This is a genomic window from Cellulomonas sp. NPDC089187 (assembly GCF_040685135.1).
GTDB lineage: Bacteria > Actinomycetota > Actinomycetes > Actinomycetales > Cellulomonadaceae > Cellulomonas.
In genome coordinates, this window is the sequence record NZ_JBFBHI010000001.1 from 652,865 (window position 1) to 674,284 (window position 21,420).

Sequence of the window (21,420 nt, forward strand, 5' to 3'; positions counted from 1 at the left end):
CTACTCACACACCCCTGACGGCGATACCCGCAACCCGGCCCCACAGCGCGCTGAACAGCGGTGTCACACACACCGCAGCCACCATCTCCAGCGACGGGTCAGCAGCGACCGTCATCACGATCCCGAGGCAAGCAGCGACCAGGAACAGTGCGCTGGTCGCGGCGATCATCGTCAGAGGCAGAGCCTGATCGGCGGCGATGGACCACGCGGTGCGTAGCTGACGGGGCAGATCGCGCAGCGGGCGGACGATCCCGATGCCACACAGGACGACGGCGGCCAGCAGGCACCAGCGGTTCACCAGGCCGAACACCAGGATCACCAGCGGGAGCAGCAGGGCGATCACCAGGCGGAGGTCATGGCGAGTATCGCGGCGCAGCGCCACCCGGGCCGACTCACGCTCGATCGTGAACTCCTGCAGCATGCGTTCTCCCCCGGTCGGCGTGTGAGGTCCAGGTGTACCCCCTGGTCGGGGGTGGATCGGCTGAATTGAGTAGCGCTGCCGCAGGTCCGGCGCTGTGTGGGGGTGACAGTGAGTGAGGTACGCGGGGGCGACGACCCTCCAGCCGCATCGAGCGCGATATCCGGACCCGGCGACATGTCAGTGCCCGCCCGCTACGACGAACAGGCAACTGGGCTCTCGCTCCACAGGTCGACGTCGACCTGAACGGACGAGCGATCGACCACAAAGCCCTCGTCCGGAACCTCATCGGCCAGCTGGTCGCCGAACCAGCCGTCGGTGTCGTACGCACCCACTACCAGTGGCCCGTCCACGTCGCCCTACGCCCAATCCCGCATCACACGCTCGTGCGTCGCGTCGATCCGCACGAGCGCATCGGCTGTCGCAGAGACCGCCAGCTCCGAGTTCGCTCGCCCATTCCGGCGGCCGCCGTCGCGCAGCTCGACCCGTGTCACCGGGCCCCCACACGACTTGACCAAGACCACGATCCGATCACCCTCGCACGACCGCGATGTTCTCTGAGAGCAATGGCGGATCGCACGCGCGCAGAACCGAGACGAGGGTCACTGCTGACACCAGCCCGCCGAACGCCCGCATTTTCACCTTTTCTCAGAAACGGTCAAGTACGCGAGAAACGGTCAAGTTCGCGATCACACCTCGGGTCGCTCGGTCAGTTCGGCGACGACGAGGGGCCGCATCCCGCCGGTCGAGCGAGGAAGCTCTCCACTGGCTCGACCACGATGTCATCACCGACAAACGTCACGTGACCATCGCCCGGAATCGAGTGGATGATTTGATCCCCAACCCAGCGACCATCGCGATACGCGTCGATCACGAACAATGGACCCTCGCCCGCATTCCCAGAGTCGCGCACCAGTGGCACGTTGGTGACGTCGACGTAGACCACATCCGGCCCAGCGTCCTGACCGATCAGCACTGTGTCGACAATGCGCGAGTTTCGATCGCCACCATCTCGGAACGCAACGCTGGCGACACCCAACCGCAGGTCTTCACGACGACAACATGGCGGCCACCCACGGTTCCAAATGCGATGTTCGAGGAAAGTGGACCCGGATCACAGCCAGTCAGGGGCGCAACGACCACGCCGACCAGAGCAGCTAATGCCGCTTGGGCAAATCGCATTGATCATCCATCTGCTCACTCCAGAATTTCCGTCGCGACCAGCGTAGCCCCTGCACGGAGCTTGGCGAAGCATATACCGCCCGAACCTCCTCACCCTGGCGTGCACAAAACTCCCAGGAGAGTCGCAATTCCCCATCGATAGTGGCCGCTTCTACCAGGATCGAGAGACGACACCAGGTACCATCGATGCAATCGGGATGAGAATGACCAGCTAGGGCCAGCTTCTGGCCGCCAGCCCTGGAGCCCCAGTGTGAGACCTCGTTGATAGACTAACCTTTCGTCGACACTGGAGAAGCTGCCGTCATTTTCAGGTAACCAGAGCAGACACATCGACGCTTCTTGCAGTTTCCGCGTTCATCATGGTCACTCTTGTAGTGGTAGCACGAGCGACAGGGTGAGGCGCCGATTCCGAGCGCATTCCACCACGGTCGGCGGCGAGCGCCGCAGACTGCAATCGTGATTATCATTGGCGCGAGCCCGCAAATGAGAGATATCAGTGGCGCCGCCGTGTTTGGCGCGTGCACTATCGCCCTGGCCCTCGATTCGACCATGACCGGCGCTGGCTCGTCGCACGGGTGGAGCACAATCATCGTGCCTCCATCCGGATTCAATCCTGCGGTCGATCCGGTAATTCGCTCGAAAGCGACATATCCCTCAAATTCGAAAGAAGCATAGTATTTCGAGGTATTTCGAACATACTTCCGGGTGACCTCGGCCTCAGTCGCACACCCATTGCGGAGGAGCTCCCTCGCCGTCTCTCGGCTATCAGCAGCGCCCTGCGAGGCAAGGAAAACAGCTACACCGAGACCCGCACACACCGCAACGACCAGGTATGCCGTGTTAAACCAGCGACGACGCGCCCGCCCTTTTTTTGTGAGCACTTTAGACCATGCAGACATCAACTATTGTCCCCCCGTATTGATCAGAGCGCCACCAGAATGCGCTAATCCGGGCAGTGATGTTTGAATGTTGCCATATATCTCGACTCCGCGCGAAACCTCTTCCCCGCTTTGCGCAGCTGCCCACCCGAGGCCCCTGGACACGCCTGCCCCAAAGCCGAGGAGAGTCAGATCGAGTCCGAGCTGCCCAAAAGCCTCGCCGGGACTAGCGTCACGGTAGACCAAACCGTCGACAAAATTGACACCGGCCATCACTCCACCCGCTACTGCGCATGCGAGACCAACGGCCGGAACTATGCAGGCAATCCCTAGCACAATTCCCACCCCAGCCAGCACGACATCGCCGTGGTCACTCCACCAGCGATTAGCTCCTTGCCAGGTGTCGGACCACCACCCGCCGATCGAGTTCCAAAAACCACCGTGGCGCGCACTTTCGGAGTCACGTACCTTTGGGGCTGATTTCAGGGTCTTCGTGACTCCCTTGTGGATGGTTTTGACGGTTTTGCGGCTTCCATTCAATTCGTCAATGGCGTCACTGAAGGCCGGGATTGGCTCCAGGATCGGGAATTGGGGCTGCCGGGACTTCTTTGCTGCTGCGAATGCGCCCGGACTCCCCCATTGCCCATCGATCAGCATGCCGGCGAAGCCCAAGACGTCAATCATCGACGTCGGGTTCCCATACAGGAACGCGAACCCGTTCAAGCTACCGGGCACTTCCAGCAACCCACTCCACGCATCCTGCGCCGTCCACGTCCCCGACAGCGGGTCATACATCCGCTGGTAGTACGCGATACCGCCCGTGGACAGGTCCACCATCTGCCCGGAGTACCCCAGCGACGCACCCCACCCCGATGTGGCCTGATCCGCCACCCCGTAGTCGTCGTACATCGTGAGCTCGTTGATCGAGGCCGCACCCGACGCGGCAGACGCCTGCGCGACCACCGACCCGAGCGCGTCGACCAACGCCCACCGCTCGGACCCACCCTGTGTCCCAGCAAGCTGCTGATCCGACTGCAAGGCGAGCGCACCCAGCGAGTCACGGACCAGGGCCACATCCGCACCGGTGCTCGTCGACCCGGCGACAGGGTTCAACCCGTCGAAGGCCCAGGATGTCTCGACCGTGCCCGAACTCTCCGTGGTCGCCGTCGACACCGCACGACCCAAACCGTCGTACTCGTACGACGTGGTGGCACCGTTCGCCGTGTAGCTGGCGATCTTGCCGTCCGCACCGTAAGTGGCCGACATGGACAGCCCATTGGTCAACAGCGGGTCACCGGAGACCCGTCCCGCGACACGGGAACCGTTCGCGTCCAGGCTGTACGAGACCTCCGCGGCACGCTCGCCGTCACGGACCGATGCCGACGTCAGCCGGTTGGCGCCATCGAAGTGCGACTCCCAGGTGGTCTGCGACTGATCGGTGGTCGTCGACCAGGAGGTCAGGTTGTTCGTCTCGTCGTAGGTGTACTGCGAGACCTCGCCCGCGGTGCTGCTCGACTCGCGGAGTCGGGACAGCGCGTCATACGCGTGCGTGGTGGTCACGGTCGACAGCGGGCCCAGCGGAGCTGCCTCGTCGTCCAGCGCGACACCAGCGGCCGGCACCTGTCCGATGCTCGCGGCTTCGGAGGTGACGTTGTCAGCTGCGTCGTAGGTGTAGTCGTAGCGGACCCCGCGACCGTTGTCGGCTACCGGTTCGGCGGTGGGCACCTCACGCGCTGCGAGATAGTCGGTGGCCGCGTGGCACCGAGTTCCGGCTCCGCCCTCCGGGACCGTCCTCGTCGTGAGGTAGGACCCGGAGCTGGTGCAGGTCGCCGTTCCGCTGCTGGCATCCGCATCGGCGGAGCCGACGGTTGGGGTGACCTCAGCACGCCACGGAAGCGTCGTGCTGGTGTCCACCACAGATGTTGTCCCTTCGACGGAGTCGGCATCGGCCGTCTCGGCCGAGGGTAGACCCGGTGTGAGGTGCGCGACGGTGGCGACCCGTCCGACTGCGTCGTAGGCGACGGTGGTCGTGACGCCCTCGGCACCGTCCGCTTCGGTCCGCTCGGTGCTCAGCAGGCGATGTTCGGCATCCCAGGTGTAGGCGAGTTCGCCCCAGGGCGTCGTCTGCCCGGTCATGCGTCCGGCCGCGTCGAAGGTGGCCGCGATGGTGTCGCCAGCCGGGAGTCCGAGTTCGGTCACCTGCCCGAGGGCGTCGTAGCTGTAGTTCAGCGTGGCGCCCTCGGTGTCAACCTGCTGTGTCATCCGGCCGAGTTCGTCGTAGCCCCACGCGGTGACGCCGAGTCCGTCGTCCATGGAGATGAGCTGTTGCTCGTTGTCGTAGGCGTACTCGATGTGCTGCCCAGCGACCGAGCGTCGGGTCAGGTTGCCGGCATCGTCGTAGGCGTAGTTCGTGTGGCGTCCGGCGGCGTCGGTCTCGGTGGTGAGCCTGCCTGCCAGGTCGTAGCGGTAGGACCAGGTGCGCCCGGTCGCGTCGGTCTCACTGGTGACCCGTCCTGCGGCGTCGTACCCGAAGGTGGTCGCGAAGTCCCGGCCGTTGAGGATCGAGAGCAGCCGACCGTCCTCGTCATAGCTGTACGTGGTCTCGACGGGTCCGACATCGGCTGCGTTCTGCACGGTGCCTTCGGCCGCCTCGGTCACTCCGGTGAGCTGGCCCGCCGCGTCGTAGGCGTACGCGGTCACTGTCCCGTTGGGGTCAGTGGTGGAGATCTGGCGTCCAGCGGCGTCGTAGGCGTAGGAGGTGAGCGCCTCGACTCCGTCGGTGATCGAGGTGACCCGTCCCACCGGGTCGTAGGCATAGCTGGTGGCCGCGCCGGTGGCGTCAACCGAACGGGTCGGCTGACCGACGGCGTCGTACTCGGCGGTCCGAACCCCGCCGAGTGGGTCGGTCTCGCTCACCGCACGGCCGAGCAGGTCGTAGCCGTAACTGGTGACGGCATCGAGGGCGTCGGTGATGGAGGTCAGGTTGCCCACGAGGTCGTAGGCGTAGCTCGTGACGACCCCCAGCGGGTCAGTCTCGGAGATGAGCCGACCGTTCGCGTCGTAGCTGCTGGACCAGGTCTGCCCGCGACGGTCGGTTCTGCTGATCTGGTTGCCGACCGCGTCGTAGCCGTACTCGATCGTGTGGCCGAGCGGATCCGTGATCCGGACCACCTGGTCGTTGAGGTCGTAATGGAACTGAGTGACACCACCGGTGGGATCGACCTCCGCGACAACCCGGCCCACCGTGTCGTAGCCCTTCGCCCAGGTTCCACCCGTGGGATCCGTGACCGAGAGCTCACGCCCGAGTTCGTCATAGGTGTACTCGGTGACGGCCCCGGACGGGCTGGTCTGGGCGACCACATTGCCCGCCTCGTCGTAGGTCTGCGTCCAGACCCCACCGTTGGGGTCGGTCACCGCGGTGACCCGGTCGGCGTCGTCGAGCTCGTAGCGGACGACCGCACCCATCGGATCGGTGACCGAGACGAGCTCGTCCTCGGCGGTGTACTCGTAGCTCGTCGTGGCACCGGTCGCATCCGTCACGGAGGTGATCCGGAACAGGTTGTCCCACGTCAGGCTCGTCGTGGCACCGTTGGCGTCGGTGATGGACACCGGGTGGTCGTTGCCGTCATAGCTGATCCGGCTCACGCCACCGAGCGCGTCGATCTCTTCCACCAGCCGGTCGCCGGCGTCCCATCGGTACTCGGTGCGGGCACCGTTCGCTTCGACCATGGCGGTCATCCGGTTGGATGCGTCGTACTCGAAGGTGGTGCGGGCACCGAGCGGATCGACCTCTGCGATCTGATTGCCACGCGCGTCGTACTCGTAGCGCGTGATCTGCCCAGCGGCGTCGGTGACCGAGGTCAGGTTGCCCTGGGCGTCATATCCGGCGGTGGCAGTGGTGCCGTCGGCCCAGGCGACCGACTCGGTCAGGCCTCGATCCGACAGGCCCCACGCTGTGGTCCGATCGGCGTCCTCCTGCCCACCGCTGTCCGTGTGCGAGGTCACTTCACCGTGGGCGTCGTAGGTCCAGGACTGGACGCTGCCGTCGGCCGCGGTTTCGGTGAGCACATTGCCGGCCGCGTCATAGGTGTAGCCGGTGGCCCGGCCATTCTCGTCAACCTTGCGAGTGATCCGGTCCGCCTGGTCGTACTCATATGTCTGAGTGCGTCCGGCGGCATCCACGACCTCAACGATGCGGTATCGCTGGTCGTAGCGGTACGTCGACTTCCGGCCTTCGTTGTCGGTGTAGACCACCGAGCGCAGACCGCGACTGTCGCCTTCGTCGGAGAACTGCCACGTGCGGCGGTTGCCATCGGCATCCCACTGTTCGACGACCCGACCGGCAGCGTCGAAGGCGTTCCGCAGGTAGGTGACTCCGAGCGCGTCGGTGGCACTGGTCATCCGGTGGGCGTCGTCGTAGGTGAAGGTGCGAGTCCGGCCATCGGGATTCGTGATCTGAACGAGGTTGCCCGCCCCGTCATAGCCCAGCGACCAGGCACGGCCATCGGGCAGAACGAAGGCGCCGACCCGGCCAAGTGCATCCCCGTGCACCTGGATCGTCTGGCCGGCCGCATCCGTGATGGAGGTCAGCGGGAGGAACTGGTCGTCTGCATCCGCTGCCCCGTAGCCGAGCGTGGTGGTGTGACCCTGCCGGTCGGTGACGGACACCAACTCGCCGATCCCCTCGATGTCCGAGGTGTCATACACCCGGCGGGTTCCATCGGCGTCGATCTGCTCGACCCGACCATCGCCAAGGTCGTGCAGACGTGAGGTGTTGCCCGGATCGGCGGTGAATCCACCCGCACCGTCCGGCTCATACATGAAGGAGGCTCCATCACCGCGGACGACCATCACGCCACCGTCGGCGAATCGCTGAGCTCGTCCACCGAGGTCGAAGCTCCATCCGGCTCCGGTGCGGGTCAGACGGCCATCCTGGGAGTTGTAGGTCAAGGTCAGATCGGTCTCAGAGCCGCCTGGGCCGGACAAGGTGAACAGCGGCTCGTCCTCGATCAGGTTTCCGGTGGAGAACGAGACCGGGTCAGCGCCGTAGGTCTGGAAGTTGTGGTGACCGAGGTTCCGCCAGCGGTCCAGCTCCTCCTGGCTCGGTCGATCCGGCCAGCCACCGAGCTTCGGGTCGTTGCAGTTGAAGCCCTGCGATTCCAAGTACATCCCCAATCCGGTGAACACACCGTTGGCGATGTATTGCATCCCGTTCTGGATCACCGGCCAGTCGTAGTTGTGGTCCAGGTTGAGGGTCTCGAGGTGCACCACCGCGCCCGGCAGTGGACGGAAGTCGTCATAGGGCAGAACCGCCGAACCGATGAGCTTGGACGGGCGTCCGGTGTAGCCAGGCAGCTGGTTGTTCAGCGAGTCAGCTGCGGCGAGCGCGTGTGGGCCATCGCCTGGGTAGATCTTCGAGCCGCCATCGCCCTCGGTGCCCCACGGGTGTCCCTTGACGGCATCGAATGCCAGCGTCACGGTCAAGTCAGGGTTCCACGCGGCTGCCATCCCGGCGCGCACCGCTTGAGACAGCGTCGTCTGAGCGGGGTTCGACCGCGTCACGAGCACATCGGCGTGACAGCGCTCGCCGAACAGCAGCGACGTCTGGGTGGCCAACTGGATGTTGAACGGCAGCTCCGTGACCTTCCCGGACGGCGACACGGTGTTGGCGATGTCGTTGTCGGGGTCGAGGACGATCCTCGGGGTCGGATCGGGAACGAAGGGCGAGCCGATCACCACAAACTGCGACAAGTGATCCAGCTCGCCGTAGACCGCGCCGGACTCCGAGTCCAGGTAGGACGCAACCTCCTCCCACTGGTCGGCATCGGTCTCCCGGGTATAGAGGCGCACCGATCCGGTATCCACCTCTGTGGTCCTCGCCCCATCGACGGGAACGTTGAGGACGACGCCCGGCACGAAGTCGGTGTCCGTGACCGGAATGTCCTCACCATCGCGGGGAACCTGAACGGACTGCGTCGGGAATGAGGTGACCTCATTGCCTTCGGCATCGCGTGCCACGACCTCGAACGGTTCGACCAGCACGATCGCGTCATCCGGCAGCCCGGTCGCTGCGGAGGTCGACTTGGCCGCACGCGCCACCCGGGCACCGGGAGCTCCGGTCGTCGCACCGGGCAGATCATCGATCCGCACCGACAGATCAGCGGTCACCTCATGGCCGGAGAAGGTGACATCGATACCGAGGTCAGCCGCCGTGATGGTGGTGGAGGTGCCCGCCGTGAGCGTGCCATCCGGCTCCTGCGCCGTCTGCGCGATCATCCGCAACGGGTCGGTGAGCTGCGACATCACCTGGCTCGTCGGGTCGCCATTGTCCGCGGCGTCCACCGGGTCGCCCCCGCTCGGGCTCGTCGACGACGGTGCGGTTGGAGCAGCCGCCGAGTCCTCACCGGAGTCACCGGTTGCCTCCGCGGCCATCCGCTCGGCCAGTGCGAGTACCTCGGCCCGCGACAGCAGCGTGCTCTGTCCGCTCGCCTGAGCGGGTCCCGCGGTCGTGAACATGAGCGCGGCGACAACGATGCCGGCGACCGCAGCGCGGCCGCCGGTCAGCCGGGCGCTCATGCCTGGCTACCCGACGCGTCGACCAGGTCGTCCGCCGACTCGTTCTCCGCCAGCTTGGCCGCACGGATGGCGCGAGCGCGTCGGGCCACCCAGTAACCCCCGCCCACCAGCGCTGCGGCGATCAGGGCAAGCAACCAGCCGCCCCAGCCGGTCGTGGCCAACCGGTTGACTTGGTCCCACCACGAGCTGCGGTCGTACACCACACACGCCTGAAGCTGCTGGTGATCGGCCACGCCGTCGCCGTCGTAGTCCTCATCGCCGGTGGCACAGGTGGTGTCGCCGCAGATGACAATCTCGGCCCAGTCCCGGACGCCGTCACCGTCGACGTCCTCGCGACCGGTGGCGCAGGTGTCCGTGCCGCAGGTCAGGCGCTCGGTGTAGTCGGGCATCCCGTCTTTGTCCCGATCAGCTGCCGGGTCGACACCGTCCGTGGCCCCGGAAGCCAGGTACTCGACCCAGTCGGGCACCCCGTCGCCATCCACGTCTTCGGTCCCGGTGGCACAGGTCGCCGAGCCGCAGACCACCTGCTCGACGGCATCGGGGATGCGGTCGTTGTCCGTGTCGCAGCTGCGGTCACCGGGGTCGCAGCGCAGATCCGGCATCTCTGCTGGAGCCGGTGGTGCCGCGAATGCTGCGGGCGCGATGCCCCAGCAGGCGGCGGCGGTGATGAGCACAGCGATGGACCGGGTCCAGGAACGACGACGCACGGGGCTCCCCTTGAACGGCGGGCGGCCCTCTGCAATGCCCGCACACTGCGGGCATTCCTAGTGGTCATCACTCGTGAAAAGGGGCGTGAGCTGCTCGTCAATGAGCAGACCAGGTACTTCCTGTGGGTTTTCTGAGTATCGACCAGTAGTGCAGCGTCCGCGCGTGAGTGCCACAGCTCAACACCCGAGTACCCCCGCCTACAGCTCCCCCACCAGATGCCGCGGCGCCAACTCCTCCTGCAACACCAGCGCCGCCGCCCCCACTGCCGCCGCATCCGCCACCTGCCCGGAGAGCATCACCCGCACCCCGTGCCGCGCCGCGGGGAAGAACTCCGCGTCGATCCGGTCGCGCACCGCCCGCAGGTAGAGCGCCCCGGCGGTGGTGAAGGACGGCCCGGCGAGCACCAGGGAGTCCAGATCCAGCAGGTTGGCGACGGTGAGCGCAGCGTCGGCCAGGTAGTTCGCGGATTCTTCGATCAGGCGGTGGGCCAGGTCATCGCCGTGCACGGCGGCGGTGGCGACGGCGGTGAAGTCGAGGAACGGGTCAGCGTCGGGGCTGAGTCGGATGGTCGAGGGGCGGCCGGTGTCGAGGGCGGTGCGGGCGCGGGCGGCGACGGCGTGCGGCCCGGCCAGGTCCTCGACCGTGCCGTGGTCCGGGCCGTGCAGGCGCATCCGGCCGAGTGGTCCGGTGTTGGAGCTGGCACCGCGGTAGACCGATCCACCGATCACGATCCCGGCACCGATGCTGGCACCCATGTACAGGGTGCAGTGCGCCACCGAACCGGCGATCCGCCCGGACCAGTATTCGCCGATGGCGGCGGCGGTGGCGTCGTTGTCGAGCAGCACGGGCAGGCCGGTGGCGCGGGTGAGCGCGTCCCGCAGTGGATAGCCCTGCCAGCGGGTCATGCTCCGGGAGGCGAGGATCGCGCCCTGGGCCAGGTCGAGGGCCCCGGGTGCGACCAGGCCGATGCCAACGACGGCGGACGCGGAGACAGCGGCGGCGCGCAGCAGCAGGTCGAGTTCGGTGGCGATGTCGGCGACCACGTCGGCGGGGTCGCGATCACGGGCACCGCGCAGCCGGGAGCGGGCGACCACGGCTCCGGCGGCGTCGGCGAGCACCAGCACGATCCAGTCCGCACCGAGTTGCACGCCGAGTCCGCAGCGGGCGCGCGGGTTGAGGCTGAGCAGGACGCGGGGTTTACCACCGGTGTAGGTGCGCTGGTCGGTCTCCACCAGCAGGCCGTCGTCGATCAGGGCCCGCACGGCGTGAGAGATGGCGGCCTGGGTCAGGCCGGTGAGTTCGGCCAACTCGACCCGGCTGATCGGCGCGCGGGTCCGTACCAGGTCGAGCACCCGCCCCCGGGAGGGCGTGGAACGCCGGGAGGCCTGCACGGACATGGGGAACAGTATGGCCGTGCCTCTGTCGGGATCGGGCTGGGCGCGCCATACTCGCCCGTATGACGAGCGATGGCGACCGTCTGCGGTTCGGCCTGGTGCTGACCGACGGTCCGGGGGACGGCCCGTTGACGCCCTTCTACCGCGACCTGCTGGCCGGGGTGGAGGAGCACCTGGACCCGCGCGGGGCCGCGGTGCTGCTGGTGACTGCCGAGGACCGCGCAGCCGAGCTGGCCCTCTACCGCCGATGGGCGCGCCAGCACCTGGTGGACGCGGTGGTGGTGACCGACCTGACCGATGGCGACGACCGCGCGGCGGTGTGCGCCCGCGAGGGGTTGCCGGTGGTGCTGCTCGGCGGTGACCCCGCCTGGGGACTGCCGGTCGTCGACGACTACGACAATGGCGCGGCGATGCGGATCGCGGTGGAGCACCTGGTGGAGCTGGGACACAGCAGGATCGGGCGGGTCAGCGGACCGGAGCGGTTCCTGCACAGTCGTGCCCGGACAGCGAGTTTCACCGAGGCGACGGCGGCGGCCGGAGCGGTCGGCACGACGGTGGCCGGTGACTATGGAGCGGCGAGTGGTGCGGACGCCACCCGCACGCTGCTCGATCTGGACCAGCCGCCCACCGCCATCGTCTACGACAACGATGTGATGGCGGTAGCCGGGTTGGTCGTCGCCCAGGAGCGGGGCATGCGGGTGCCGGATGACCTGTCCCTGCTGGCCTGGGACGACTCGGATCAGTGCCGCCTGGCCGACCCAGCGCTGTCCGTGGTCAGTCGAGATGTGCACGACCTCGGGGCGGCCACCGCAGCGGTGCTGCTGGACACCGCCTCGGGCCGGAGCACCACACCGGGCAGGTCGGCACAGGTGCGGGTGGTGGGGCGTGGGTCGACTGGGCCGGCGCCCCGTCCGCGGTCGGGTCAGACGGTTCCGGCCTGAGGCTGGGTCAGATCAATCGGGTCCATGCGGGGGCCTGCGCGGCCTGCGTCCGGGTCGCCTGCGGATTCAGTCCCTCGCACCAGGACGGATAGACCCGGAACCCTCGAAGCCCCGGACGGCCCGGTCCGCTGGTGACCCCGAGCGATGCCAGATGCGATGCGGTGAACCGAAACGCGCCGAACCGGTCGTCGTCCTCGACCAGCACCAGCAGACCTGCCACCGGGTCGGATGCCGGGAAGGGCTCGGTCCCGCCGTCCGCAGCACGACGCCACACCGCGACGAAGGCGCCGGGTTTGGTCGGGGTGACCCGAGCGGTGCGGATGCGCCAGTCCTCCCCGTCAATGGCGGCCAGCCCTGCCTGATAGTCGCTGCTCTGCGCCTCCGGACGGATGCCCACCACGGAGTCGGGCAGCACCAATGCGCGATAGCGGTCGAAGACGTCGAAGGTCACACGGCCACGGTATGCAGCACCAGCGCCTGCACCGGCCACAGACACGGCACCTGCACCCCGACCTCGGTCAGCATCCGCCCGGGCAGCGTGACCTCCCCCGCCGCCACCCACGGCGGGGTGCCTGGCGTCCACCGAGCGCGCCCGATCTCATCGCGGATGCGCAGCCGGTAGTGGCGGTCCGGGTCCAGACCGGGCAGCCGGATCAGTTCCGGGCGGGAGTCGGCGAGGGTCGCCACCGTGGCCAGGACATAGACGGCCTGATCCGGCAGCACCGCACCGGTCAACCGCCAGGCCGGGTCACGCAGGTCGCCGTGCACCGCCTCGCCGGTCTGGATCACCGTGCGCAGTTCCCGGTACAGCGCCCCGAAGGCCCGCAGGGTGTCGACCTCCTCCGGCGGGCAGGCGGTGATGTCCCACTCGAATCCCGCCGAACCGATCAACGCGGTGGCCAGGCGGTAGGACAGGTCGACGGTGCGGCCCGAGGAGTGCGCAGTGGGTGGCCCGACGTGGCTGCCGACCAGTTCCGGCGGGAGCAGGAGCCCGGTCCACCGCTGGATGTCCTGGCGTTCGACGGCGTCGTTGGAGTCCGACGCCCACACCCGGTCGGTGACCTCCAGGATGCCGAGGTCGGACCGGGCACCGCCGGAGGAGCAGGACTCGATCTCCAACCCGGGATGACGACGCTTCAGCTCGGCCATCAGGCGCAGCACGGCGGCAGTCTGGGTGTGCACACCGGGGCGTCCGTGGTGGCGGGCGTCGACCAGATCCCGGTTGTGGTCCCACTTGAGGAACGCGATCCCCAGCTCCGTCACCAGGGCGGACAGTTGCTCCAGGAGGTAGTCGTAGGCCCGCTCGACATCCAGCACCCACTGGGTGCGCCAGGACAGACCGTCCGGTCCTGGCACCCGTGCCGGGTCGTGCAGCAGCCAGTCTGGGTGGGTGCGCGCCAGGTCGGAGTCCAGGTTGACCATCTCCGGCTCGACCCACAGCCCGAACTCCATGCCCAGGCCGCGCACATGCTCGGCCAACGGCAGCAGCCCCTCCGACCAGACCGTGCGGTCGACCACCCAGTCGCCGAGTCCACGGGTGTCGTCGCGGCGGGCCGGGAACCAGCCGTCGTCCAGCACGAACCGTTCCACACCGATCTCAGCCGCCCGGTCCGCCAGTCGCAGCACGGTCGCCGGGTCGTGGTCGAAGTAGACCGCCTCCCAGGTGTTGAGCACCAGGGGTCGAGCACGGCGCGGGTGCTGTGGACGGGCGCGCAGGTGGCGGTGGAACCGTGCGGTGAGACCGTCGAGCCCGCGGTCGGAGTAGCCGAACCACGCGGTGGGGGTGGTGTAGGACTCCCCCGCCGTGAGCATGACCTCGCCGGGGCGCAGCAGCTCACCGGCACCGAGCAGGGTGGGGAACTCCGGGCCGCGGTCGGTGCGGTAGCTGGTGTCGGCGGGCCAGCCCAGGTGCACGGCCCAGACCTCGCCGCTGCGGTTGCGGGGCTGGTCGGCGGTGAGAGCCAGCAGCCAGGGCTGGTCGTGGCCGGGTCGTCCGCGCCGACTCTGGCGGAGCATCGCACCGGGCGGCAGCGTGCCGGTGACCGGTGCCTTCTCCCGGGTCCAGCGACCGGTGAAGGTGGTGAACCGCTCCGCGCGGGACGGCACCGGCAGGGTCGGCTCCAGCCAGTCGACCTGGACGTCCGGACCGGCCACGACGGTCATCCGGTGCCGTAGCCCCAGCAACCCGCCCTCGGACAGCGCGATCTCCACGGTCAGCTCCAGGCCCGAGGCGTGCGCGTGCACCACCGCACGGTTGGGCTCAATGTCGAGGGCACGCACCGTCCAGTCGAGGTCGAGCGGCAGCCCGCCCCGGGTGAGCTGCGCGCCGGGTCGACCGGACCAGCCGTCGGTCTCCTGGGCCAGCAGGTTCGCCTGCCAGGCCGCATCCAGGGTCGCCGGTGGGGTCTGTCGACCCACGGCGTCCCGCCAGGCCAGCAGGTCGGTGCCGGTCAGCGCACCGGGGTCCGCGCCCCAGTGCAGCACGGCGGGCAGCCCGGTCGGCTGGGGGTCGAGCAGCAGGGCCACGCCGTCGCGGCGGAGCAGAACGGGGTCGGTCACGGCTGGTCTCCTGTCGTCGACGGTCATGCGGTCAGGCCACTCTCGGCCCAGGTCCGGGCGCTCTCCGGGGCCACCGATTCGATGCCACCGCGGAGCACCACCAGCGCCCCACCGACGGCGGCAACCGACTGCGGGTCGGCGGACATCCGCAGCTGCACCGGGCGCAGCAATCGGGCCAGCGCACCGCGCTCCACCACCGGCCGCGCCCCGGCCAGCACCACCGGCCCGGCCACCGCGAATCCGGGCCCGGCCAGCACCACGGTGTCCAGGTCAAAGAGGTTCATCAAGGTCACCGCCGCTGCCCCGAGGTGCGCGGCTGCCCGGTCGAAGAGCGCCCGCACCGTGGTGTCCCCGTCGTCGGCGGCCCGGGCCAGCACGTCCAGGTCGTCCAGCAACCGGTCGCGGTCACTGTGCAGGCCCAGCCGCTCGGCCACCCCGGGCATCAGCGTGGCCTCGCGCACCACCGCCGCCGGCCCGGCCAGTTGCTCGGTGCAGCCGACATTGCCGCAGGCGCAGACCCCGGGCCAGGTCGGGTCCAGCGGGATGTGCCCGACCTCGACGACATTCGCGACCTCGTCGCCGTACACGTCACCGCCCAGGATCACGCCGCCGCCGATGCCGCTAGCCATGTAGAGCACCCCGAAGGTGTCGGTGCCGGCGTCCCCGGCCCACTGCTCCCCCACGGCGGCGGCGGTGGCGTCGTTCTCCAACAGCACGGGCAGCCCCAACAGCGCGGACAACGTGCTGGTCAGCGGGAAGTCCTGCCAGGCCGGGGTGGGTTGCGCGGTGCGGATCACCCCACGGGCGCGGTCCTGGGGGCCGTGGGTCACCAGTCCGACGCCGAGCACCCGGTCGCGTGGCACGGCGGCCTCGGCGAGCACCGACTCCACCTCGGTGGCCAGCGCCGCCAGGGTGGTGCCCGGGTCGCCGCGCCCCACGCCGGGCAACACCGTCCCGGCCAGCCGCCGCCCGAGGAAGTCGGTCACCACCACCGTGGTCCGGCATCGGTCCAGCTGCACACCGACCGCGTAGCGAGCGTCCGCGACCAGCTCCAGCAGCCGCCGCGGTGAGCCCCCGTTCGACCGGGCACGGCCCACCTCGTGCACCAGCCCGTCGCCGATCAGGTCCCGCACGGCGTGGGTGATGGTGGCGGGGGTCAGCCCAGTCCGGTCCGCCAACTCCACCCGGCTAAGCGTGCCGGAGGTGCGCAGCAGGTCGAGCACCCGGGCCCGTGTCGTCGGTGACATGGCGAGTATCTTGACGTACTAAATTTAGTAGGGCAAGAATCTCTTCCACCTCACCAGAGCCGGTGAGGTCCCGAGCCGGGAGAGGACCAACGATGTTCCTGAGGTCGCGCAGTCGTTCAGCCAGGGCCGTCACGGCCACCGCCGCACTCGCCGCCACCGCACTCGCCCTGTCCGCCTGTGGCGGTGGCGGAGACGGAGGGGGCGGCGGCTCCACCGGGGGCGGTGACGGATCGATCACCATCTTCAACGGCGCCACGGGCACCATCACGGAGAACTTCAACCCGTTCTCCACCACCGCGCTACAGCCCACTCTGGGCGTGATCTTCGAGCCGCTGTACTACTACAACCTCGCCGCCGACGTGGACCCGGAGCCGCTGCTGGCCACCGACTTCGCCTGGAACGAGGACGGCACGCAGCTGACCATCACCACCCGGGACAACGTGAGCTGGTCCGATGGCGAGCCCTTCACCGCCGAGGACGTGGCCTTCACCTTCAACCTCATCCACGAGACCCCGGCGCTGAACACCGGTGGCATCGCCGCCACCGCCGAGGCCACCGACGAGCACACCGCCGTGCTGACCTTCCCGGAGACCTCCTTCATGCAGGAGCCCCAGGTGCTCGGCAACCAGGCCATCGTCCCGGAGCACATCTGGAAGGACGTCGCCGACCCCACCACCGAGGTCAACTCCGACCCGGTGGGCACCGGAGCCTTCGCCGTCGACACCTTCTCCGCGCAGTCCTACGTGCTGAAGTCCAACCCGGACTACTGGGGCGGCGAGCCGAAGGTCAAGCAGGTCCGCTACATCTCGCTGGAGAACGCCGACTCCGCCAGCGCCTCGCTGGTCGCCGGTGACGTCGACTGGATGAGCGCCTTCCTGCCCGGGCTGGAGGACATCATCAAGGGCAACCAGGACATCTCCTATGTGAACACCCCGGCCCTGACCACCGTGATGGTCTCCTGCTCCAACGCCGAACTGGGCTGCTCCGGACCGCAGACCGACCCGGCCGTCCGCCAGGCGATCTACCACGCACTCAACCGCGACCAGCTGAACAACCTGGCCGGTGGCGGATTCGCCGGCGTGGCCTCCCCCACCATGCTGCTGCCGGAGCGGGACCAGAAGTGGATCGCTGACCCGGACCAGGCCGAGATCCCGCAGTCCGCGGACACCGCCACCGCCGAGCAGATCCTGGAGGACGCCGGCTGGGTCGCCGGTTCCGACGGGATTCGCAGCAAGGACGGCGAGCGCCTGTCCCTGACCGTCCAGACCGTCACCGGCTGGTCGGACTACATCTCGCTCAACGACGCGATGACCCAGCAGCTGGCCGAGGTCGGCATCGAGCTCAAGCCCACCCAGGTGTCCTGGAACGAGTGGAACGCCGCGCAGACCGGCGGGAACTTCCAGCTCAGCCTCGACTCCATCGGTCTGGGCGCGTCCAGCAACCCGTACTTCACCTACAACAAGTTCTACGCCACGGACAACACGGTGCCGGTCGGTGAGTCCGCCTCCGCGGGCAACGCCGCCCGGTTCTCCGACCCGACGGTGGACGCCGCTCTGGAGACCGCCCGCTCCACCTCCGACGAGGCGGTGCAGGCCGAGGCCTACGCCCAGATCCAGGACGTGATCACCGAGCAGTTCCCGTACATCCCGATCTACGTCAACTCCATGCTGACGGAGTTCAACACCTCCCGGGCCACCGGCTGGCCGACCGCCGAGGACACCTACGCCATGCCGGCGTCCTGGAAGTCGTGGGACAACGGCCAGGTGCTGAAGACCATCACACCGGTGGGGTGAGACAGTGCGCTACTTCCTGCAGAAACTCGGCTTCTACGCCGTGGCACTGTGGGCGGCGCTGACGATCAACTTCGTCATCCCGCGGCTGATGCCCGGCAATCCGGTGGACATCATGTTGTCCAAGCTCGCGACGAAGGGACCCGTCAGCCCGGCCACCCGGGAGGCGGTGGAGGCGCTGCTCGGCACCGACTCCTCCGCCTCCTGGTGGCAGCAGTACGTCGACTACCTCGGGGCGCTGTTCAGCGGTGACCTCGGCACCTCGGTGGCGTACTTTCCCGCCGGGGTGGGCGAGATCATCGGCCAGACCCTGCCTTGGACAGTCGGCCTCATCGGGCTGTCGACAGTGCTGTCCTTTGTGATCGGCGTCGGGCTCGGCACCTTCGCGGGCTGGAAGCGCGGCTCCTGGCTGGACAACCTGATCCCGTTCACCACCATGCTCCAGTCGGTGCCGTACTTCTGGCTGGCCCTGCTGCTGTTGTTCCTCTTCGGCAGCATCTGGCAGGTCTTCCCGCTGAACGGCGGCTACGACGTGTGGACCTACGCCGGTCCGGAGCTGAGCTGGGGCTTCTTCGGCTCGGTGATCGAACACGGCACGCTGCCCGCGCTGACCATCGTGATCAGCTCGATCGGCGGCTGGATGCTCGGGATGCGCAACATGATGGTGTCCACGCTGTCCGAGGACTACATCGTCACCGCCGAGGCCAAGGGCCTGCGTCCGCGCCGGATCAGGATGGCCTACGCCGCCCGCAACGCGGTGCTGCCCTCGGTCTCCGGATTCGCCATCTCGCTGGGCTTCGTCGTCGCCGGCTCCATCGTCACCGAGGCGGTGTTCAGCTACCCCGGGGTCGGCTCGGCGCTGCTGATGGCGGTGAACAGCAACGACTACGCGCTGATGCAGGGCGTGTTCCTGGTGATCACGCTCTCCGTGCTCGGCGCGAACCTGATCGTCGACCTGCTCTACGGCCTGATCGACCCGCGCACCCGTGCGCGCGCCTGAGGAGGACTCCATGGCCACCATCACCCAGGAAGCGCCCACGGCCACCGTCGCCGCCTCCCCACCGCGACGGTTCCACCTGCGCGTCACCCCCAAGCTGATCACCGGACTGGTGCTCGCCGGAGCCATCGTGCTCTTCGGCATCCTCGGTCCGCTGCTGGTCGGCAACCCGTCCACCGTCCGCGATGTCGGGCTCTCCGGACCCTCCGGCGAGCATCTGCTCGGCACCACCCAGACCGGGCAAGACGTCTTCGCCCAGCTCGCGCACGCCACCCGCGGATCGTTGACCATCGGCCTGGTGGTCGGGGTGCTGACCCTGGTGTTGAGCGCGTTCTTCGGCATCGTCGGCACCTTTGCCGGGGGCTGGTGGGACGAGGGTTTCAGTCTGTTCAGCAACGTCATGCTGGTGATCCCCGGCCTGCCGCTGGTGATCGTGATCAGCTCCTACGTGCCGGATAAGTCCATCTGGCTGATCGCCGTGGTGCTGGCGATCACCAGCTGGGCCGGATCGGCCCGGGTGCTGCGCGGATACACGCTCAGCCTGCGCAACCGGGACTACGTGCTGGCCGCCCGGGTCGCCGGGGAGAAGCGCTGGCGAATCCTGGCGGTGGAGATCCTGCCGAACCTGATCCCGCTGCTGGCCTCCCAGGTGGTGCTGGCGATCATCGCGGCGATCCTCGGCGAGGCGGGGTTGTCCTTCCTCGGACTCGGTGCCACCGGCTCCTTCACCTGGGGAACCATGCTGTTCTACGCCCAGAACGGTCTGGCACTGCGACTGGGTGCCTGGTGGTGGTTCGTGCCGCCGGGTCTGCTGCTGGCGGTGTTCGGTGCTGCGCTGTCGCTGATCAACTTCTCCATCGACGAGATCATCAACCCCAAGCTGCGCGCCCAGACCCGGGCCACCCGCAAGAAGTGGCGGATGTCCCGGTCCCAGCTCGCAGCGGCCGAGGAGGCGACGGTATGAGCGCCCATCCGGTCCTCTCCATCGAGGACGTCAGCGTCGACTACCTGGTCGACCCGCCGGTGCACGCGGTCAAGAACGTCACCCTGGATCTGTTCCGGGGCGAGATCCTCGGCCTGGCCGGGGAGTCGGGCTGCGGCAAGTCGACCCTGGCCTACGCGATCACCCGGCTGCTCAAGCCCCCGGCGTCGATTACCGGCGGCACCGTGGCCTTCCACTCCCGGGAGGGCTACACCATCGACCTGTCCACCCTGGACGGCGAGGACCTGCGCGCCTTCCGCTGGGACAAGGTGGCGATGGTCTTCCAGGGGGCGATGAACTCGCTCAATCCGGTGCTGCGGATTCAGACCCAGTTGGAGGATGTGCTCAGCACCCATCGCCCGCAGATGTCCAAGGCCGACCGGCGACGTCGCTGCGCGGAGTTGCTGGAGAGCGTGGGCGTCGACGCCGACCGGCTGCGCTCCTACCCGCACGAGCTCTCCGGCGGGATGCGGCAGCGGGTGATGATCGCGATGGCCCTGGCACTGGAACCGCAGGTGCTGATCATGGACGAGCCGACCACCGCCCTGGACGTGGTGGTGCAGCGCGAGATCCTGCGCGAGATCACCCGGCTGCGGGCCGAACTGGGCTTCGCGGTGGTGTTCATCACCCACGACCTGCCGCTGCTGCTGGAGATCAGCGACCGGATCGCAGTGATGCGGGCCGGTGAGGTGGTCGAACTCGCCGACGCGGTCACCCTCTACACCGCCCCGCAGCACGAGTACACCCGCACCCTGCTCGACTCCTTCCCCAGCCTGACCGGCGAGCGCGGCGACTTCCTGCGCACCGGCTCCACCGATGAGGAGGTGGTGGCATGACCACCCTGGAACTGCGCGATGTGGTCAAGGAGTACCGGGTTGGCCGTCGCCCGCTGCGCGCCGTCGACCGGGTCAGCCTCACCCTGGAACCCGGCCGAACCATCGCCCTGGTCGGCCAGTCCGGCTCCGGCAAGTCGACCATCGCCAAACTGCTGATGCAGCTGGAACGGCCCACCTCCGGGCAGATCCTGGTGGACGGCCAGCCGGTCGCCCGCCGTGGCCGAGGCCTGCGGACCTACCGCAACCAGGTGCAGATGGTCTTCCAGGACCCCTTCGCCTCGCTGAACCCGTACCACTCCATCGGTCACCACCTGGCCCGCCCGGTGGCGCTGCACCACCCCGAGTTCAGCGGTGCCCAGGTCGAGGAGCGGGTGCGCGATCTGCTGCGGCGGGTGCGGCTCGACCCGGACTTCGCCCGGCGACGACCGCATGAGCTCTCCGGTGGTCAACGCCAGCGGGTGGCCATCGCCCGGGCGCTCGCCCCGGAGCCGGGAATCCTGGTCGCCGACGAGCCGGTCTCCATGCTGGACGTGTCGATCCGGCTCGGCGTGCTCAACCTGCTGTCCCGGTTGCAGCGCGAAGAGAACCTCGGCGTCCTCTACATCACCCACGACCTGGCCACCGCCCGGCACTTCTCCGACGAGATCCTGGTGCTCTACCGCGGCGAGGTGGTCGAACGTGGGCCCGCCGACGACGTGATCCTGCGCCCCCAGCACGAGTACACCCGCCTGCTGGCCAGCGCCGCCCCCGACCCCGACCGCCGCCTCGCCGAACTCGGCCACTAGCCCCGCGGCCCTGGCCTCACCCGCCCCGGCCCTGGCCCGAGTTCGGTGCTGACGCGTCGAGTTCGTGAGCCCCGCATCCGTACTCGGCACCGGAGCACCGACCTCGGCCGCCACCACCACGCCTAGG

Annotated in this window: 14 protein-coding genes; 6 read left to right on the top strand and 8 right to left on the bottom strand. The window is 68.4% G+C overall.

Translation table 11 applies throughout. From position 1 onward, the window contains the following. Window positions 1-4 precede the first annotated feature (4 nt). From AB0N78_RS03175 to AB0N78_RS03195, 5 genes are all read right to left on the bottom strand, one after another. Window positions 5-421 (bottom strand): hypothetical protein, encoded by a 417-nt coding sequence (locus AB0N78_RS03175; protein ID WP_363385732.1) that lies wholly within the window; start codon window positions 419-421, stop codon window positions 5-7. A gap of 706 nt (window positions 422-1,127) precedes the next feature. After that, window positions 1,128-1,394, bottom strand: a complete 267-nt coding sequence (locus tag AB0N78_RS03180; RefSeq protein ID WP_363385735.1) for a hypothetical protein — start codon at window positions 1,392-1,394, stop codon at window positions 1,128-1,130. Between the two features lie 1,108 nt (window positions 1,395-2,502). Beyond that, window positions 2,503-9,054, bottom strand: a complete 6,552-nt coding sequence (locus AB0N78_RS03185) for an RHS repeat-associated core domain-containing protein (RefSeq protein ID WP_363385738.1) — start codon at window positions 9,052-9,054, stop codon at window positions 2,503-2,505. Then, entirely contained in the window at window positions 9,051-9,761 is a 711-nt protein-coding gene (locus AB0N78_RS03190; RefSeq protein WP_363385741.1) for a hypothetical protein, read from the bottom strand. The genes AB0N78_RS03185 and AB0N78_RS03190 overlap by 4 nt, the downstream gene beginning before the upstream one ends. Window positions 9,762-9,959: 198 nt before the next feature. Further along, window positions 9,960-11,159, bottom strand: coding sequence for an ROK family transcriptional regulator (locus AB0N78_RS03195; RefSeq protein ID WP_363385744.1), 1,200 nt, complete (start codon window positions 11,157-11,159; stop codon window positions 9,960-9,962). 59 nt (window positions 11,160-11,218) lie between these two features. Between AB0N78_RS03195 and AB0N78_RS03200 the strand changes: the two genes are divergently transcribed. Further along, window positions 11,219-12,097: a substrate-binding domain-containing protein gene (locus AB0N78_RS03200; RefSeq protein WP_363385747.1), complete on the top strand. Its 879-nt coding sequence runs from the start codon at window positions 11,219-11,221 to the stop codon at window positions 12,095-12,097. Window positions 12,098-12,104: 7 nt separating this feature from the next. On the opposite strand, the gene AB0N78_RS03205 is transcribed toward AB0N78_RS03200, so the two are convergent. From AB0N78_RS03205 to AB0N78_RS03215, 3 genes are read right to left on the bottom strand one after another with little or no spacing between them, the layout of a single operon-like run. Further along, entirely contained in the window at window positions 12,105-12,548 is a 444-nt protein-coding gene (locus tag AB0N78_RS03205; protein WP_363385750.1) for a MepB family protein, read from the bottom strand. Next, entirely contained in the window at window positions 12,545-14,656 is a 2,112-nt protein-coding gene (locus AB0N78_RS03210; protein ID WP_363385752.1) for an alpha-galactosidase, read from the bottom strand. The genes AB0N78_RS03205 and AB0N78_RS03210 overlap by 4 nt, the downstream gene beginning before the upstream one ends. A 23-nt stretch (window positions 14,657-14,679) precedes the next feature. Further along, entirely contained in the window at window positions 14,680-15,903 is a 1,224-nt protein-coding gene (locus AB0N78_RS03215) for an ROK family transcriptional regulator (RefSeq protein WP_363385755.1), read from the bottom strand. A 92-nt stretch (window positions 15,904-15,995) separates the two neighbouring features. Between AB0N78_RS03215 and AB0N78_RS03220 the strand changes: the two genes are divergently transcribed. The 5 genes from AB0N78_RS03220 to AB0N78_RS03240 are packed head-to-tail and all read left to right on the top strand — an operon-like array spanning window position 15,996 to window position 21,293. Beyond that, window positions 15,996-17,696, top strand: coding sequence for an ABC transporter substrate-binding protein (locus AB0N78_RS03220; RefSeq protein WP_363385758.1), 1,701 nt, complete (start codon window positions 15,996-15,998; stop codon window positions 17,694-17,696). 4 nt (window positions 17,697-17,700) lie between these two features. Continuing rightward, window positions 17,701-18,693, top strand: coding sequence for an ABC transporter permease (locus tag AB0N78_RS03225; RefSeq protein ID WP_363385761.1), 993 nt, complete (start codon window positions 17,701-17,703; stop codon window positions 18,691-18,693). A 10-nt stretch (window positions 18,694-18,703) separates the two neighbouring features. After that, on the top strand, window positions 18,704-19,654 hold the full coding sequence (locus AB0N78_RS03230; protein ID WP_363385763.1) for an ABC transporter permease: 951 nt from the start codon (window positions 18,704-18,706) through the stop codon (window positions 19,652-19,654). After that, complete coding sequence (locus tag AB0N78_RS03235) at window positions 19,651-20,508, top strand: ABC transporter ATP-binding protein (RefSeq protein ID WP_363385766.1); 858 nt, start codon at window positions 19,651-19,653, stop codon at window positions 20,506-20,508. Before AB0N78_RS03230 ends, AB0N78_RS03235 begins: the two co-directional genes overlap by 4 nt. Further along, window positions 20,505-21,293: an ATP-binding cassette domain-containing protein gene (locus AB0N78_RS03240; protein ID WP_363385769.1), complete on the top strand. Its 789-nt coding sequence runs from the start codon at window positions 20,505-20,507 to the stop codon at window positions 21,291-21,293. The genes AB0N78_RS03235 and AB0N78_RS03240 overlap by 4 nt, the downstream gene beginning before the upstream one ends. Window positions 21,294-21,420: the final 127 nt, after the last annotated feature.

Excerpts from the sequence above, each read along its gene's own strand:
- AB0N78_RS03175 (WP_363385732.1), bottom strand. The coding sequence starts at position 421 with ATGCTGCAGGAGTTCACGATCGAGCGTGAGTCGGCCCGGGTGGCGCTG.
- AB0N78_RS03185 (WP_363385738.1), bottom strand. The coding sequence starts at position 9,054 with ATGAGCGCCCGGCTGACCGGCGGCCGCGCTGCGGTCGCCGGCATCGTT.
- AB0N78_RS03195 (WP_363385744.1), bottom strand. The coding sequence starts at position 11,159 with ATGTCCGTGCAGGCCTCCCGGCGTTCCACGCCCTCCCGGGGGCGGGTG.
- AB0N78_RS03200 (WP_363385747.1), top strand. The coding sequence starts at position 11,219 with ATGACGAGCGATGGCGACCGTCTGCGGTTCGGCCTGGTGCTGACCGAC.
- AB0N78_RS03215 (WP_363385755.1), bottom strand. The coding sequence starts at position 15,903 with ATGTCACCGACGACACGGGCCCGGGTGCTCGACCTGCTGCGCACCTCC.
- AB0N78_RS03220 (WP_363385758.1), top strand. The coding sequence starts at position 15,996 with ATGTTCCTGAGGTCGCGCAGTCGTTCAGCCAGGGCCGTCACGGCCACC.
- AB0N78_RS03230 (WP_363385763.1), top strand. The coding sequence starts at position 18,704 with ATGGCCACCATCACCCAGGAAGCGCCCACGGCCACCGTCGCCGCCTCC.
- AB0N78_RS03235 (WP_363385766.1), top strand. The coding sequence starts at position 19,651 with ATGAGCGCCCATCCGGTCCTCTCCATCGAGGACGTCAGCGTCGACTAC.
- AB0N78_RS03240 (WP_363385769.1), top strand. The coding sequence starts at position 20,505 with ATGACCACCCTGGAACTGCGCGATGTGGTCAAGGAGTACCGGGTTGGC.